The 16550-nt window shown below is 39.1% G+C and carries 18 protein-coding genes; 14 read left to right on the top strand and 4 right to left on the bottom strand.

Going from position 1 to position 16550, the window contains the following annotated elements; translation table 11 throughout:
* Positions 1-6: 6 nt before the first annotated feature.
* From H6624_16895 to H6624_16880, 4 genes are read right to left on the bottom strand one after another with little or no spacing between them, the layout of a single operon-like run.
* Complete coding sequence (locus H6624_16895) at positions 7-801, bottom strand: alpha/beta fold hydrolase (GenBank protein MCB9086024.1); 795 nt, start codon at positions 799-801, stop codon at positions 7-9.
* On the bottom strand, positions 798-1220 hold the full coding sequence (locus tag H6624_16890; GenBank protein MCB9086023.1) for an acyl-CoA thioesterase: 423 nt from the start codon (positions 1218-1220) through the stop codon (positions 798-800). Before H6624_16890 ends, H6624_16895 begins: the two co-directional genes overlap by 4 nt.
* Positions 1217-1477 (bottom strand): hypothetical protein, encoded by a 261-nt coding sequence (locus tag H6624_16885; GenBank protein ID MCB9086022.1) that lies wholly within the window; start codon positions 1475-1477, stop codon positions 1217-1219. The genes H6624_16890 and H6624_16885 overlap by 4 nt, the downstream gene beginning before the upstream one ends.
* Positions 1461-2867 carry a sigma-54-dependent Fis family transcriptional regulator gene (locus H6624_16880; protein ID MCB9086021.1) on the bottom strand — a complete coding sequence of 469 codons (1407 nt, stop codon included), beginning with the start codon at positions 2865-2867 and terminating at the stop codon, positions 1461-1463. The genes H6624_16885 and H6624_16880 overlap by 17 nt, the downstream gene beginning before the upstream one ends.
* A gap of 333 nt (positions 2868-3200) precedes the next feature.
* On the opposite strand from H6624_16880, the gene H6624_16875 reads away from it, so the two are divergent.
* From H6624_16875 to H6624_16810, 14 genes are all read left to right on the top strand, one after another.
* Positions 3201-3407 carry a hypothetical protein gene (locus H6624_16875; protein ID MCB9086020.1) on the top strand — a complete coding sequence of 69 codons (207 nt, stop codon included), beginning with the start codon at positions 3201-3203 and terminating at the stop codon, positions 3405-3407.
* Between the two features lie 17 nt (positions 3408-3424).
* Positions 3425-3649: a hypothetical protein gene (locus H6624_16870; protein ID MCB9086019.1), complete on the top strand. Its 225-nt coding sequence runs from the start codon at positions 3425-3427 to the stop codon at positions 3647-3649.
* A gap of 121 nt (positions 3650-3770) precedes the next feature.
* A complete protein-coding gene (locus H6624_16865; protein MCB9086018.1) occupies positions 3771-4355 on the top strand; it encodes a hypothetical protein in 585 nt (194 codons plus the stop codon).
* Positions 4342-6804, top strand: a complete 2463-nt coding sequence (locus H6624_16860; GenBank protein ID MCB9086017.1) for a type IV secretion system DNA-binding domain-containing protein — start codon at positions 4342-4344, stop codon at positions 6802-6804. Before H6624_16865 ends, H6624_16860 begins: the two co-directional genes overlap by 14 nt.
* Complete coding sequence (gene tadA, locus H6624_16855; GenBank protein MCB9086016.1) at positions 6801-8339, top strand: Flp pilus assembly complex ATPase component TadA; 1539 nt, start codon at positions 6801-6803, stop codon at positions 8337-8339. The genes H6624_16860 and tadA overlap by 4 nt, the downstream gene beginning before the upstream one ends.
* A complete protein-coding gene (gene traF / locus H6624_16850) occupies positions 8314-9054 on the top strand; it encodes a conjugal transfer protein TraF (protein ID MCB9086015.1) in 741 nt (246 codons plus the stop codon). The genes tadA and traF overlap by 26 nt, the downstream gene beginning before the upstream one ends.
* A gap of 37 nt (positions 9055-9091) precedes the next feature.
* Positions 9092-9523 carry a hypothetical protein gene (locus H6624_16845; GenBank protein MCB9086014.1) on the top strand — a complete coding sequence of 144 codons (432 nt, stop codon included), beginning with the start codon at positions 9092-9094 and terminating at the stop codon, positions 9521-9523.
* A 319-nt stretch (positions 9524-9842) separates the two neighbouring features.
* The gene (locus H6624_16840; protein MCB9086013.1) at positions 9843-10265 is read left to right on the top strand and encodes a hypothetical protein; all 423 of its coding nucleotides are present in this window, start codon (positions 9843-9845) and stop codon (positions 10263-10265) included.
* On the top strand, positions 10258-10707 hold the full coding sequence (locus H6624_16835; protein ID MCB9086012.1) for a hypothetical protein: 450 nt from the start codon (positions 10258-10260) through the stop codon (positions 10705-10707). The genes H6624_16840 and H6624_16835 overlap by 8 nt, the downstream gene beginning before the upstream one ends.
* A gap of 2 nt (positions 10708-10709) precedes the next feature.
* Positions 10710-11618, top strand: coding sequence for a hypothetical protein (locus H6624_16830; protein MCB9086011.1), 909 nt, complete (start codon positions 10710-10712; stop codon positions 11616-11618).
* Positions 11619-11635: 17 nt separating this feature from the next.
* Entirely contained in the window at positions 11636-12478 is an 843-nt protein-coding gene (locus H6624_16825; GenBank protein MCB9086010.1) for a hypothetical protein, read from the top strand.
* The gene (locus tag H6624_16820) at positions 12475-13731 is read left to right on the top strand and encodes a hypothetical protein (GenBank protein MCB9086009.1); all 1257 of its coding nucleotides are present in this window, start codon (positions 12475-12477) and stop codon (positions 13729-13731) included. The genes H6624_16825 and H6624_16820 overlap by 4 nt, the downstream gene beginning before the upstream one ends.
* Positions 13694-13978, top strand: a complete 285-nt coding sequence (locus H6624_16815) for a hypothetical protein (protein MCB9086008.1) — start codon at positions 13694-13696, stop codon at positions 13976-13978. Before H6624_16820 ends, H6624_16815 begins: the two co-directional genes overlap by 38 nt.
* Before the next feature lie 2 nt (positions 13979-13980).
* Positions 13981-16536, top strand: coding sequence for a hypothetical protein (locus H6624_16810; GenBank protein ID MCB9086007.1), 2556 nt, complete (start codon positions 13981-13983; stop codon positions 16534-16536).
* The last annotated feature ends 14 nt before the right edge of the window (positions 16537-16550 follow it).

The following is a 16550-nucleotide window of genomic DNA, read 5'->3' as shown; positions in this document are numbered from 1 at the left end:
TTTTTACTAACGAGAAAAAAGCCTTGAGCATAAAGACCCTAATCTCGACCTCCTTTTTTGTGTGGCTTTCTTTTTAAAGACATCTGGCTTTTCCACGTGAATCATATGCCCGGCTCCTTTTACGATTTCTATTTCAGCGCCAGGCACTAACCTTTTTGTGTCATCAATATGGCCTTGATGTATAAGCTTGTCGGCTTCACTAAAAACAAATCTCACTTCCGACGGGTTGAGCTTTTTATAATAGGACTCACCATCAAAGGCTAAAATGGCTTCCACTTGTTTTACATATTCTGCGACAGGCATTATCACATCAGGATTTGCTCTATAATCGACATACTCCGTGTATCTTTGTCCTTCGGCTATAAATCTGTCTGAGAAAAACGGCTGAAGAGTGCGGCTAAAAAATTCAGGAAGGCTTTCTGAACTCAATTTTCTTTGTGATAATATTTCTGGAGTTAAAACGGGGTTTGATTTTAAGTTGGGAGAAGTATTTACAAAGACAAACTTTGTATTTTTGGGAAGTAAATGACGGTACTTTGTGGCCATTATACTCAGTATCATGCCGCCCATGCTAAACCCTACAAGAGTGATTTTAGAATTGAGCTTAACACTACTTGAAACAATCCGGGCTTGAATTTCCGCCACATCTTCTAAACTGTATTTTTCTGGAAGCGAATTAAACTCCTCTGGACTATGCGGAGAGTAAAATCCAGGGTTTTCCAAAATGCGGGCAGATTTTAAATAGGCAAACTCTAGGGGGTGCAGAGCCAGTCCTGGTAAAATAAATAAAAACTTTATCATGAGTGGGACTCCTCATAGAACTTTTCGATTATATCTTCTGGCCAATCGGTGGGCCTCATTGTTTTAGGCTCAATAGCAGTGACGGTCATCTTGCAAGTGGAGTGAATTGCACCTTTATCTCCCGTCATTTCACATCCAATAAATATGTCAGTCCTGTTGATCTCCGTAACCCTGGAGTTAATCGTAAAAGGACTGTCTCCAAAGATGGGTCTTTTGTACTTAATCGTGACTTCTTTAACGACAAAAAGAACAGGAAGGGTCATAATGGTGTCTAAGTTCCATCCTAATCGATCTCTAAGTTGGCTGGTTCTGTGTTCCATAAAGTAGGAGAGGTAATGCTCGTTATTGAGTATTTTCATAGAGTCGATCTGAGAAAACTTCGCACGATGCTTAGTGCAAAATTCAATAGGTTTTTTCATTTCTTTCTCCTCAAGATATAGTTTCCAAAGTCAATTTGTAGTTTTTTGTCAACTTGGCACAAATCAAAAAGCTGATTGATCAGGTTTTGAAGATCTTTAGAGCGGCTTACGATGGCTTGATGAAGTTCGCGGGAGAGCTCGGTGGGCTCGTTGTCTTGAAATAATAATTTATTGGCTTCGAGGATGACGGAAATATTGTGATTGATGTCGTGTCGGATATGATCGGATTGGTTGATGGTTTTAAGTTTTTTTATCATGGCCAAACTGCTCCTTCCCAAGATTTAGGTACTTGTAAAAAGCGCGGCTGGACATTCCTAGAGATAATCTGGCTTTGTTTGTATAAGCGTTAGGTTTTTCTAGTTTTGATTGTAATAATTGATAATCCACAATTTCTGTTTGAAGCTGGTCAATGTAGTCTTTTAAGCTCCCTGACTTTTGAACTTGGCTCATAATGTCTTGGGTGAGGATCTTGTACCTGGTGGAAAATAATCCCTGTTTGGTGGGGTTTTGTAAGTTTTGAACCTCTCTAACGGTAATTCTTTTTGTAAAGCTAAGAAGATGAGACTCTACAAAGTTTTTAATCTCACGCGTGTTCTCAGGCCAAGAATAGTCGGTGAGTATTTTCATAGCCTGGTCAGTGATAGAGAAAACGCGTCCCGATGTTTTGTGTGATTTCATAAAGTAGTCAATTTGAAGAGATATATCTGACTTTCTTTCTCGGATGGGTTTTAAATAGACTGTTGTGCCCGATAGCCTCGCTTTTAAATCTCGTCTAAACACTCCCTTTTCAATTAATGATTCTAGGGGTCTACTTCCGGCAGATACAATTAAAAGTTTGGCGGCCACCTCTGCTGAGCTTCCCACGGGTCTAAATTTTCCCGTTTCTATAAACCTTAAAAATTTGTCTTGGATATTTTCAGGAATTTTATCAATTTCATCTAAAAATAAAATTCCACCGTCGGCCTTTTTAGCGCACCCGATATGGTCGGCCCCGGCCCCTGTAAACGATCCCTTTTTATGGCCAAAGAGTTGGGACTCGAAAAGCTCACCTGTAAGGTTGTTACAGTTAAGAGCTTCAAAAGGAGCATCTTCAGGAAAGTTAAGTTTTTTAATCAAGTGAGCGACGACTTCTTTTCCTGTGCCCGTTTCTCCATATATATGAATGGGTGAGGAACCGAGGGGTTTAAACTTCAATTTGTGAAGCTCTTGAATGATCTCGCTGTCTTCAGTGACAAAATCATCTAGAATTTTTGAGATGAACTCTTCGCTATTGATGTGGTGAAAGTATCTATTAAAAACCAGCTTAATAGAGTCTTCACTAAATGGTTTTCTTAAAAAATCTTCCGCTCCTGCATTATAGGCCTTGTTAACAATTTCTTTTTTGTCAAAGTAGGAGCTAATGACGACGGGAAACTTCACTTTATTCTTATAGGCAGACAGAAGTTTAATACCAGCGAGCTCTCCGTTGAGGTTTAAATCAAAAAAGGCCAAATCATATTGATCCTCAGCTAGAGTTTTCTTGGCTTCGTCCGTGGTGGAGGCCGTTGTGATAGCAGGTTTTGACTCTTCATTAACAGAAGGGTTTCTTAAAATCCGAGTTAAACTCTCTCTCAAAACGAAGTCATCTTCAATAATCAAAATCTTCAAAATCTAAATACTCCTAAGAACTATTTGTCTCATATGAAATACAATAATTTGCACTATCTCCGCAATCAAATAAATTTACAGTGTAAAAACTACCTAAATTATAGGTCAAAATGAAATATGCAGGCCCTTGGCAAGATCTAACTCATTAATTATTTCGTATGAGTTAAAAATTTGTAATTAAATCTTAACTTTATACTTAACGCATTGAAATCATTCACATCTAAGTTTGAGCAAAATATGGCAAGACTCTTGAAATAGTAAATAGTGAGAGCCATGAAAGCAAAAAGGCTCAAAACAAAATTGAAAGAGGCGAAACGCCAGAGGAGGAGCCCGATGAACAATTGTCCTAGATGTGGATCGAACACATTTGAAAAATTAAAAACTCACGACTACTGCCCGGAGTGCAACTGGGCACCGGAGTTTGAATATGGAAAGAAAATAAAAAATCAATCTTACTATTACCCGCTCAATCACCAGTTAAAAAATGAACTCTTGGAGATTGTTAAGTTGCTCAACATTCAAAACTTTAAAGTGGCCTAGCCAGAAAGGAGAAAGCTGTGAAGGTAGAAGTTATAAACCCCGATTTCGTGAAATTGAATAGTGAAAAGAAACTTAAAAAATCGGCTGAGATAAATCCCATTGTGGGTTTCATAAAAAAGGTTTTGGTTGGATGTGGAAAAGTGATTCGTGCCCTATTTTGTTTGTTTTTTGCTTCTTCCCCTGAGCAAGAGCACATTCAAAAGATGAGGTACAACTATGCTCTTCAGTATCATCCTTTGTAGTTAAGGTATGACGTTCTCATTTTTTAATTGAGAGTGTCGTACAGGTTAGGCGGCAAATTACAGGAAGTAAGCAAGGTTCAAGGAAGAGCCAAATTTTTAAAGTTAAAAAGGAGAAGTGTCTGTGTCAGGAACATTAAAAAACAATAAGGAGATGAATATTCCTCAAGCACTTCTACTTCTTTTTGGGGTCGGTTTGTTGGTTTGGTTTATTTATTTACCGGGTGACTTAGTGAAAAAGTGGAATGAGCTCACTCAATATTTGGAAGTCAAAAAATTGGAATTGTTAGTGGCTATCGGTGTAATTGGACTACATATTTCTATTTTTGTGGGTGGAGTGATCACGCTACTAGGTGTTGGTAAGCTTGGTGGTAAAATTAAGGGATACTACCTTTCTAGAAAAGAATCCAAGTCCTACCTTATTTATTTTGTGACCTGGATGAGTGTGGGAGTGATTAGCTTTGCGCTTTTAAGAAGTTTAAAAGTCTTTGAGCCACTCCTGCCTTTCCCTTCAGTTGTACCCAACTGGCAAACCGATCTGTTTTTACAATCGACACTAATGTCTGGAGCCTCATTATTAGGAATATTAGGATGTGTGGTGGTAGTTCAGCTTAGCTCTTTGGGAGCCATCAAGAAAACCTCCTCACTTCCACAAATTAAAAGCAGTAAAAATACTTTAGTGTTAGGGACGACCAATGAAGAACTCTAAGAAACCTCAGTGGATTACGATGAATGAGGCGGCTCTACCAGGAGGAATCATGGTGACTGGTTCAATAGGCTCAGGAAAATCAGTGGCGACACTTCTTCCCTGGTCTGAACAGTTATTAAATTTTAAGCCTACGCCTTCGTTTCTTGTCGTTGATCCAAAGCTTATGTTCGCGGAGGACTTTATAGAGCTAGTGGATAAAAAAGGTATTTCAGACAGAGTTTTCCATTTTAAATTCGATGGGGATGTCAAAATTAACCCCATATATCGCAAAAATGTTTTAAAAAATGGAGCTTTTGCTGAAGTGGCGAATATGATTCGTGCAGCTCAGATTAATTTTATGGGGCGAGAATCTGGTGACTCAAAGTTTTGGGGAATAAAATCAAACGACCTTGTTAAAAACACTATTCGGTTCTGCGCTGGCACCCAGGGGAACTATTTTACATTAATAGATTTTTATACGGCCTTAGTAGAAGCTAATAGTCGCGACTACGCTTTAGAGATACATGATTCTTTGGAGAAAAACTATTTTGATGAAGAAGAAAAGGCCAATTTAGAGTTCACAGCTCAGTATTTTGATAATGAGTACAATGAGCTGGACGACAAAATAAAATCAGGAATTACGGCCACTGCCACGGCATTTTTGTCACAGCTAATGGAATATAAGGCCTCGCAAATTCTTTGCCCAAAAGAAGAAGATGTGACTTTGTGGTCTATGGACGAGATCGTAGATGGTGGAAAAATTCTAGTCTTAGATATAAGAAACCAAGGGCTTGCAAGGGCTATTGGAACTATTGTCCGTTTGCAATATCAGGCTTCAGTTTTATCTAGATATTCTAGGACGGATAAAAGTAAAAATAAGGGCCTAGCAGTTACAATTGTTGATGAATACCCAGATGTGGCTTCTGTGGGAGGTGGAGAGGTTTTAGGCGATGACACTTATAGAGCTAAGTGCAGAGGAGCAAATGGAGTTGATATTTATGCCTCTCAAGGACATACATCTCTAGAAAGTGCCGTTAATGACAAGAATGCCACTCAGACTCTATTACTCAACTTTAGAACTCATATTTCTCTTCACTCTTTAGATGAAAAAACGGCAGAGTTTTTTGGGAGAGTCGGTGGAGAAGAGGAAATAGAAAAAGAAAATGAGAGTTTCTCGGAATCGGGGAAAAAGCCCATTAGAAATTTCGTATCTGGAGAGGTGATATCACAAGAGGCCAGTGTTACGCGCTCGGTTTCAAGAACAAAAGAAAAAAGAAAACGCATTACAGCCGAGAAATTGGCAAAGCTTAATACCTTTGAGGCCTGTGGGCTTGTTTTTTTAGATGGTGTGAAGACTGAGTTTTTCGAAAAAATTTATTTAAAGCCCGCGTTTTTAGAAAAGAAAGAAACACCCCACAAAGAAGTATTACGAATTTTAAGAAAAGAACCTAAAAAGTCCCTTTGGAAAAAAGTTACATCAGTTCTTTCTGCGATTGCGGCGACATTTACATTCAGTTCTGCCAGTGCCATGGATTGGCCCAGTGTGTGTTCTGTCGTAAACACACCGCAGTTTGAAAAGATTTTTGATTTTAAAACATCCCTTTGCACTTGTGGCTTTCCCCCGATGCCTTGTATTTATACAAGTTATAATGTCCCCTTTTTATTTACAGAGGTTAGAGAGAGTGGATCGTTTTTTAGTAGCTACCCTGGATCGGGGTGGCAGCTTACACTGAGTTCTCAAAATAGACTCAGGTTTGGCGGAATTGGTGAAGAAGGTGGCTATTTCTACCAAGCCAGAAATCATATTATCCCCCTTACTTCTTACACCTTCAATAGATTACCCTGTGGGGGTGCCAGTGAAGATAAATTTTGTTTTGATGCCATGTCGGAACACTTGGGAGAAAACTGGTACACCCCACAGGCTGATCTTCTTCAGCCCAAAATTCACGCATGGGCCACTGTAGGGCCAAAATTGTGTGTATTAAAAGGGGCTGCAAGCTCTGTAGGTGGGTCTCCCCCTCCTTTTAGCCCAGGGGCTCCTATGTGCAGCACACCGAGGAATTTTATACCTAAATACCCTCCAAGTAAGGAGCCCGTTTGTACAGGCTGGGGTCAGTTAATCCCTCGTTGTGGCTTCGTGGAAGCAGAAAGCACTGTGAATGCGAGCCTTCTTGCAGGAGCTAAATTTAAAAGTTTAGCCACAGAGATTTTTAAAACAACGCCCTCTTACCCAGATGAGCTTTGGCAGATGATATACCCGAACAGTTCGGGCGCATTTAGGCGGGGGCAAAACTTAGGATACGTGAGTTTAAAATTTGCCAATGAGAGGGGGCGAATGAACCCCACAAAAAGCAAAGGCTTTTTGTACGCCCATTGGCATAGGGTGAGTTGTTGCAGGAGTTTGGATTCAGTGCCGAATCTTGTTGGGATAATGTTATTTATGAAAAGCGTTTGTGCAGGTATGAGATGAAGTTTGGTGAGTATTTAGTTTTAAAAAAATTACTATCCAGTGACGAGCTTATGGAAGCATTAGGAATGCAAGAGTGCTTGCCCGCAAAACTGGGAAGATTAGTCAGGGACTTGAAGATGATAGAGCAAAGTGATCTTAATTTAGCACTTAAAGAGTTTTTAAAAATAGAGAAATTAAAATCAGCAGTGACTCTTATTGAAGATTTTAAGGAAAAGAACATTCAACCTCAATTAGTAGGCAATGCCATTAAGGTGGAAGACGAAAGGGGGGTGTCCTTTTATTTTGGAAAATTTTGTGACGAGTTACTAGAAAATGCGGAAAAAGAGAATAAAAAAATCAATGAAATCTACATGATTGATAAGTCACAATGGCTTGCCATTATTAAATCTTTTTTCAGTGATTCTGAGGAAGAAGCTGTAAGGGAAACATTAAAAGAAAATGAGTACGCCTACAAAACTATGTTTTTAGACCTTCTAGAAAGAGCAAAGACAGAAAAAGCCAGTGACATTCATATTGAGCCCAAAGAAGATGAGCTTCTTATACGCTTTAGAATTATAGGCGAGCTCACCACTATTAAAACTTTGGATTTTTCTCATAGAGACGGCTTTTTAAGTGAGGCTAAAAGATTAAGCGGACTTCCGTTAGTGGTTACTGGTAAAGATGGTGATGGAGAGGCTGTATTTCCAGCTCTTAATGTTAAAGTGCGTAGCAATATTTTGCCCACAAAATTTGGTAGCGGGCTTTGTTTGCGAGTCAATGACATGGATAAGGCCGGAGAGCTGAGGATTGACAAAATGGGCCTATCAATAGATGCAGTCAATGCCTTTAAAAAGTCCATAGGCTTTAAAAATGGAGTGGTACTTATATCTGGACCCACCGGAAGTGGCAAGTCGTCCACAGTATATTCACTGGTTATGGAAATGGATCGCTCAAAAAAGAAAATCATCACTCTGGAAGACCCTATTGAGCATGAATCAAGCGATATGCTACAGGTGCCTATCGTAAAGGACCGAATAACATTTAATTCAGGTCTAAGAGCCATTTTAAGGCACGACCCTGATGTGATAATTGTTGGTGAAATAAGAGATGAGGAAACTGCTCAAATTTGCTTTAAAGCGGCGGCCACGGGACACCTAGTAATTTCAACAATTCACACCAATGATGCGATGAATGTTGTAAGCCGTTTAAGAATGCTTGGAATAACAGATGATATTTTAAAAGAAAATTTACGTCTTTGTGTGGCTCAGACTCTTTTAAAAAGGCTTTGTGGAAATTGCTCACAAAAAACTGAAGATATCCCTCTAAAAGATGGAACAAGCTTTATGAAAGCCAACTCTGAAGGCTGCAATGTGGAGGACTGCATCGGTGGGTATTCGAGAAAAAGACAACTTGTGGTTCAAATGGTGAATCAAAAACAAATTACTCAGTTCTTAGACTCAGAGGATGTGGATAACTATAGGACGCTCAAGGAAATGGCTCTTGAGTATGCGCAAAAGGGGGTCATCTCTTATGAAGATGCAATGTCTGTGGCCTAAATTAGTTATACTTTGGCTTTTACCCTCTTTTACAAATGCCGAGGGACTTAAATACTTTGAAAATGAGATCAACTATTGGTCGAGTAAAGAAAAGTCGGAGTCAATTAAGAGTAGTAAAAAAATCGAAACTTCTAAAAAACAAGATTTTGAGTGGGACAAATATTTAAACCCAGAAAATGATGAATTTTTTAAAGAAGGAAATTACATCCCACCAGCTCCTTTTATGGAGGTTTATAGAAGACCTACGAAAAAAAATGTACTGATGTGGGATGCCTACATAAAAAAGAGAAACTTAGTTCATACGCGAGCGATGGATAAAATGAAACTCTACTTGGGTAATGTGGACAAATCACTAGATCCTCAAAAAGAAAAAAGTAAATTTGTTAGAGATGAGTCCGTTAGAAAAAGTTTTAAGGGCAAATATGTGGTTTTTTATTTCGATTCAAATTGCCCTAGCTGTAAGGCCATGTATCCAGAAGTAAACAGACTGGTTCAAATCGGAGTTATGGTGGAGGCAGTGCGCTTAGATTCAGGAAATGATGTAGTGCCTGGACTAGTTTTGCCATGGCAAAAGATAAAGCCCGGTGAACAGGAAAAATTAAAAATCAAGGCATGGCCATTGACTTTGATTGTAGATGAAAAGCAAAAGAGAGTGGCCCGTGTTACAGGGGTTAAAACGGTAGAGGAACTTAGAGATTTAGTAAAGAAATTATAAAAAGTATTAATCCTCAAGGAGGAGGAAAGGAGTGTTCATGGAAGGACAAAACGTAGTTACATCACCTTATTTTTCAAAGGAATGGATCAAGACGGGAGATCTAACCAACAATAACAATCCCAAGTGGGTTTTTTTGTTCCTCTTAGGCTTAGTGCTTGTAAGTTCCCGCAGTTGGGGTGCTGATTTGAGCGGAGATGATTTGAGTGGACAGTTTGAAACCGCTTCAAGTTTACTTAAGACTTTTGACACGATTCTATTTGGTTGGGGTAGTCCCCTTGTTGGTGGAATATTTTTATTCTGGTCCACTTGGGCACTTATTCAGCAAAAAATTGTCTTATTTATTATAGCGCTGATTGCTGCAATTTTTATTCTAGTGGTTCCAAAGTTCGTAAAAGACTTAAAGACCCTAAATAAGGGCACCATTTTTTCAAGTATTGAAATGACACATAGGGAGCCTATTTATGTATAGGCTAGAAGAGAATCGTTACAATCATAGTGAAAATATCTGTCAGACCATAGCCAAACCTATAATGGTTTTTGATTACCTGGAGTTTAGAGAGGCATTACTAGGCATTGGGCTCATTTTTTACTTTGGTATTATTTTTACAAATCCATTCTTATTGACGACTTGTCTGATTGGTCTTTGGGGGTTTTGGCCTGCAGTTAGGAGTCGTTATGAAAGAGGCGTGGTGGTTCAAAAATTATACAAAATATTTGGGCTTAATTTTTCGGGAATTGTAAGGCCCCCCAAGTCAGGAAGATTTGCGGCGTAATTTAGGAGGAAGTGAATGGAAGCAAAGAGTTGGCAAAAATTTATTTTAGAGTCCCAAAGGTGTGAAAGGTGCGAGAGTGCTCAGCTTAAATCTGTGAGATCAGGGATAGAAGTGTACTGGAAAAGTGGTCGGGACTTTGAAGGTATGCTGGTTTATCACACACCAACTTTAAAATGTAGTGAGTGTGGACATCTACATATCAGTAATTCCACTTTAGGAATCTTAAGAGAACAATTTTTATCCGGAGAAAGGGAGGTAAATTTTAATTATGAAAGGCTAAATGAAGTCTTAATGACCATGGAGCCAGAAGAGCAGTGGGTGGAACTCAATTATTATTTTAGTGTTTCTGCCGTGGACTGTGGGTTTCAGGTGAGGTCACTAGCAATAGAAAGTGAAGAAAAAAGTAATAATGCAGATATGGAGGTCATGCATGGATAACAAAAAATTTAAAATCGAAAGTGTAGAGGTTCCTGTCACTGGAAAAGTTGCAGGAAAAAAAGTGGTAGAGCCCTATGATGTCACTTTTAATCAGCAAAAGGGCACACTGAACGTCTATCTCAATAAAAACGATATCATTTCAATGAATGAATCCTTTTTACATAAGCATGTAGGGGTAGATCTTAATCGTCGCCCCGGTGGTGGTGTGAGCGAAAAGCAGGTTAAAGACTCCCTAGAGAAGTCAAAGATCACTTTACGATGTACAGGAGAGACACAAGAAAAGCGATTTTTCCGTGCGGGTTCAGTGAAGGCCAATCTTAATCGCAACTCACTAGATATGTATTTGGACAAAGAGCATATTTGTCAAATTAGTAATGAGCGTTTGCGATCCTTGGGGCTTGAAATGGAGTTCACCACTAAGCGAGTGGCATTAGAGAGATAGATATGAAGTATTCGCAAAGTTTAAATACTCTTGAGAGTTATCTAAAGAAAGTGTTGGCAAAACTCATTCAGCTTAAGAAGGTGACTTTAAGACGTATTTTAGGGGTTCGAGGGAATCGAATCCCCTTTTTGACGGCTCGGTGGTTTCGAGCCCCCCTTTTAGCGGCTAAAAACTTAGGAGGACAAGTGATCGGCGGACTGGAAAAAGGATTTGAGGCAGGCAAACTGCTCACTCCACCAAAACATATTGTAAATGGCGTGGATATTAGTAAGGCCGCAGGTTATGTGGGGTTGAAGGCTGCAGTGGCAAAGAGTAGGCTCACTTTAGAATTGGTTGCAGTTGTGGAAGCAGCCCTTGTCGTCGCTTTGATCTTTTACGCTCTTGATCTGAATAAACAGTTAAAGCTTAAGCACTACCTTATGGTTCCGGCTGAAGTAAAAGAAATCACAGAGGTGGCTCCACAAACCCTTCCCCCAGGGCGAGTGCATATGGCTTTTGTTCATTTTTTGGATTTATTGGGAAATGTCGGCCCCTCAAATGTCAAAGAACATTATCAAATGCTTAAGTCTCATATGAGCCCATCTCTTAGAATCAAGTTTGATTTAGAAACGGAGCCCGTCATTGATCACATCACTAAAGAGGGCTTGAGTGAATATATTGAGGTGAATGGTGAGAAAACCATAGAACCGGATGGCAACGGGTGGTTTAGAGCTACGGCCCCTATCAAGGTCTTTAGTGCCTTGAGAGGTCGAAAAATGAAGGCCAGAAACGAGTACGTCGTCATGAGGCTAAAAATTGTAGCTCCTCGCGATAGAAACACCTGGGGCCTACAGATCGAGGATATGAAACGGATTTCGGCAAGCTCTTATGATCATCAAAGCCGATCAAAAAACAACAAGGTTTTTAACTAGGAAAGGAGAGAATTTAAGTGAAATTTTTAAAAACTTTAATATGTATAATGACTTTTCTCCTTGGGACTCAAAAAGTTTTTGCAGAAAGAGTAGAATATGGACCCAGACCTGTTTCAGTGACCATTCCTTTTGTGGATAGCGATAGAGACTTGGTAGCTGACAGTATCACCTTTGTTTTTCCCAAGAACGTAAAAAGTATCAATAATAAAAGTAAATTCCTAATAACTCCAGAGGATAAAAATGATCCCAATTACTCAAGGCTGAGCATCACTCCCATGGTTAAAAGTGGTCAACAAAAGATTCTATTCACACTTGTTGATGGTCAGGTGATTAAAGTCAAGGCAAAAATTATCTCCAATGCTAAGTATACCGTGGAAGAGTATCAATTTGTTCCCAAACAAACCCTTGGCGCAAAAAGAATCAAGGGGAAGTTAAAGGTTACAGATCTAGAAGTCATGGGCTCATTAATTGCTGGGGCTCATCTTTTAGGATTTAAGGAAAAAAAGATTCGTCGCCAAATTCGATGTGGGTATTGGGGCCTTAAGGCTTATGTGGAAAAAGTCTATGAAGGACCAGAAACTAAAGCCTACGTGATTCAAATGATGAATACTTCGGGAAAATATGAATATGCTCTTCAATTACCCAAAGTCTTCTTTGAAGGGCAGGATCTTAATAGATCTATAGTCTCACACAGCACCAATTATAGGCTAGTGCCAAAAAAGTATGGTTCTAACAAGGCGACTTTAAAAATAGTAGCTGATGGCAATGTTCATATTAAAAAGGCTCATATTTGTAAAAAAGGCGAGCAAGTGGTTCAGAAAACTTATTTGAAACCAAAGCCAGAGGGGAAAAAATTATGAATATTGAAGTTATAAAAAGTGAGTTGGAGTCCCGTTACAAGATTTTTCTAGATTGGTTAAAGGGCGATAGAAGAAGAATGATCGCTCTAGCTACGGTGATTCCCATTCTTTTGATCTATCTATTAAGTAAAGGCAATGAAAAAGTCACCTATGTTTTTGACCCCAATAACAAGAGGAACTTTGAACAGGAAGGTATTTTAGAAAATCCTTATAAAACTATCTATCAGGGTAAGTTGGGTTTACTGGAGCAAGCTAGAAAGGACATCAAAGAAGAAAACAAAAAGCTTCGTTTTGAATTAGAGCAATTAAGAGAAGAGATGTTGCAGATTTCTCAACGAGAAAAGCTAAAAGAAAGTGAAAAAAATCAAAAAGAAGCTGTTACTGAAACAAAAAGTAATGATGTCGATGCTAATCCTAAAAATTCTCAGACAGATTCAAGTATTGGATTTTCAAAATCTCCACTAGATGGATTTAGGGAGGCTCAACATAGTGCTCCTATTACTGAAAGCAGCAAGCCTATAAAAAAGAAGAGGAAAAGAATTAAAGAGAGGCTGAGTCACTCAAGACTTGTTTTTCCAGTAAAGTCAAAAACTAAAGAAGAAGAACCTGGAGTAGTTTTGGGCGTAGGGAGCTGGGCATTGGGAACCATCATAGCGGGGGCCGAAATACCTCAACAGTCCACCTATCCGATTTTAATACAATTAGACCAAGCTTATACAATGGCCAGTAAAAAACGACTCTCTCTAGTAGGCTGTCTCATGGTGGCCAAAGCGTCAACAGTAATGTCTACGAGGCACATTGAGATTCAGCCGGAATCTATGGGGTGCTTTAGTCAATCGGGTCGTTATTTTGAAAAGAAACAGATTAATGGCTGGGGTACGGACAGTCTTGATAACAACTTTGGTGTTAAAGGGCTTTTTCGCAGCAACGTCACTAGGCTTGCCGAATATTCTTTTATCAAGTCCTTATTAGAGGGAGCTGAAGACATCATAGCCAGGCAAAGCAAAAGAGTAGGCGGTGCTGATCCTGATAGAGCCGACGTGGTGGTAAAAAGAGGAGCGGCTTCCAGTGCGACAATGGTTGCCGATTTTTTAATGAGGCAGGCTAAAAACCTACTACCCACCCTCAGTGTTAACTCTGGAAGAAAAGTTTATATCGTTATGAAAGATTCAGTGAAATTACCATATGAATTTTTTGATGGGAAGGAGGAAGAAAATGAAGGTTTTGACTATAGCTTTTCTGTTTTCAATTAGTTTAGTGGGTTGTAGTAGCTCACAAAAAAGTACAAATGAGCTAGAAAAAAGGTCTCTCTTTATACCACCTGTGAAGGCTCCGCAGTATTTGCCTTCAGTTAAAAAACAAAGAGTAGAGACTGTTTGTGTGAGTGGACGATTTTTAAAAGGGGGTGCATGGATGCACCAGTCATGGGTGTCACTAATTATTGAAGATTCGGACATGGTTTTTAATGATCCAATGATTAAAAAGATTCAAGGAAAGTAAGTATGAGTAATATAGCAGAACAACTTGAAAATTTATTTAAAAAGAACATTGAAAACTCTGAACTTTTGGATCTTTTCTCGGTTCCAGATCGCTTGGCTAAAAAGCTTCCCTATGAAGAGTTTTTAGAGGATGGAAGTATTGTTGTCCTTAAAGATGAGTCCTTGGGTGTGATTTATAGTTTTGACCTTGTAGAGCACGAACTTATGTCGGCTCAAAAACTCGGTGATATTCAAGGTTCGTTAAAATCTTGGCTAACTCTACCGAGTGAATATCAATTGCAAGTTATTTTTGAACAGAACAAACTTCATCCAGGAAAAATCAAAGAAAAATTAAGTTGTGAGAAATATAGTGGTCACAATTCATTAGCTGATTTTCTACACGATAAAAAGGTAGAGACCCTTTTATCTAATAGCCAATCTGACTATCCCATTTTTAAGAGAAAGGGATATCTTCTGGTTAGACAAGCGCAAAAAAAAGAAGGCAAAACTCTAAGAGATCACTTACCAAGATCAACGGAAAAGCTTTTATATGAAGAAACTAAGAGATACACTCAACGTAAATCTGCTTTAGAAAAAACTCTATCTCAATTTGAATCCCTGTCGCCATTAAAACTAGAGCGTTTAAGCGCAAATGAAGTGATTTCACTTGTAAAGGATCAGATTTATGGCTCCCAGTCATCTATATTAAAAACTCCAAACTATAATATGGCCTACAGTTTATCTGAACAGATTGTCCACAAAGGAGTGAGTGTAGACTGGCGGGGGCGTTGTGGTGACTTAGGGTTTACTCGCAGTGTTTCTATTAAAGTACCAGGAATAAAGTACCCCTCTATGAGTGCATGGTTTATGAGCTTGCCTTTCCCACTAAGGGTCTCCCTGCAGTTGGTAAAGCCTTCTAAATCAAAAGTAGATATGTATCTAAACCTCAAGGAATTTAGTTTAAAAAACAGTTTTGCTGAGAGCTCTAAAAGACAATTTGAAGAGATTCAAGAGGTTAAGAAAAAGATGGCCTATGATGAGCAGGCCATTTGGCTTTCTTACACGGTCATTGTTGAAGGTGGTACAGAAGAAGAGGTGGAAAATAGAGCCAATGAAGTTATAAGGCTTGCCATAGAAAAGTTTGATGCCCATTGTGTTATCGAAGAAGATATTGGACTGGCATTGTGGTATTCCACACTTCCCTTTTGTTATACACCCAAAAATGATGCTCTTTTTCAGCGTTCATTTCCCGTGATGTCCCGTGACTTGTTGGCATTACTACCCGTGTTTGATTCCTGTAAGGGGTTTGGCGATTTTATGCAGATTTTCCAGTCGCGCGAGGGAAATTTACTGAACTTCTCGTTTTTTAAGTCTATAAGTTCTCACTGCATTCTATTTGGAGATAGTGGATCAGGAAAAAGCTCTTTTATTGGTGATCTGATGATAGCCGCAAAACGTCCCGAAAAAGAGTATTTGATTTTTATAATCGAAATGAAAACCAGCTACGCTATGCTGACTAAGTTTTTTGGCGGCGAGGTGAATAAATTTAAGATGGGAGAAGTATCTCCCTCATCGCCTTTTAGAGGAGTCTATGACAAAGAAAAAATACTTTTTCTTAAAAATTGGATAAAGACAGCCGTCGAACTCACTTCACCGAGTTTTGTTATTGAGAGTGAGCTGCAAGAAGCCATTTACAAATCAATAAAACAGGCCTTAGAGAAAAAGAAAAGAGCCATCGGTTTAAGTTTTGTGGATGGAAATTTAGTAGAAGGAGAAATGGACGCCAATGTGTTTGTCAATGTGGATGAAATTTGTAACGAGTTGGCCCTTCTCCCCGGTGAAAAACAATTTGAAAACCTGACCCATGAAATTGAAGATCTTTTATCAAAACTTGCCATTTTTAGAGGTGATGGTGCTTATTCTTCTTTTAGGCCAAGAGAAGACACTGCTCGTTATGGAAAGGGAATCTATCTTTTTGATTTAGAGGGTTTAAAGATGGACCCCGTTTCAAGGGATTTAAACTTTTTGTCCATTTTTGAGCAGATTAGACAAATCAGACTATTGCCAGAAAATGAAGATAAAGAAGCGATTTTAATTCTAGATGAAATTGCTGATCTCGATAGAGGTGTGCCTATGTTTAAAGACATTATCGAAAGCATTAGTGAAAAAAGCCGTAAGGACGGATTGTGGTTGTTTCCCGCTACTTGTAATCCGGAGGCCTTCGCCGATATGCCAGGGTGTAAGGCCTGTGCTAAGGCCGCCAGGTATTTTGCTTTCACAGCCATGAGTGATGAGAATCTTAGTATTTTGATGAAAAAAACAGAGATTATTGATGAGTTCGACCAAACAGTGATCCGCTCACTTAAAACAGTCAGGGGAAAACACTCTGAAATTTATATTAAAGCTGTGGACGGTCAAAAAACGGTACTGAGATATATCCAATCCCCTACACAGCGTTGGTTGCTGCCCACAAATATTAAAGAGGGGGCCGAGGCCTTTAGAGGACTTAAAAAACACAAAGGAGACGCCCTGGAGGCTATTAAAGAGCTTTCTGAGAAATATCCACATGGAATTGAATAGAATTTTAAGGAGGA

Source organism: Pseudobdellovibrionaceae bacterium (genome assembly GCA_020635075.1).
In the GTDB taxonomy this organism is placed as follows: domain Bacteria; phylum Bdellovibrionota; class Bdellovibrionia; order Bdellovibrionales; family UBA1609; genus JADZEO01.
The sequence above is the reverse complement of the archived record's forward strand: the minus strand, read 5'-3'. Positions and strand labels throughout refer to the sequence as shown.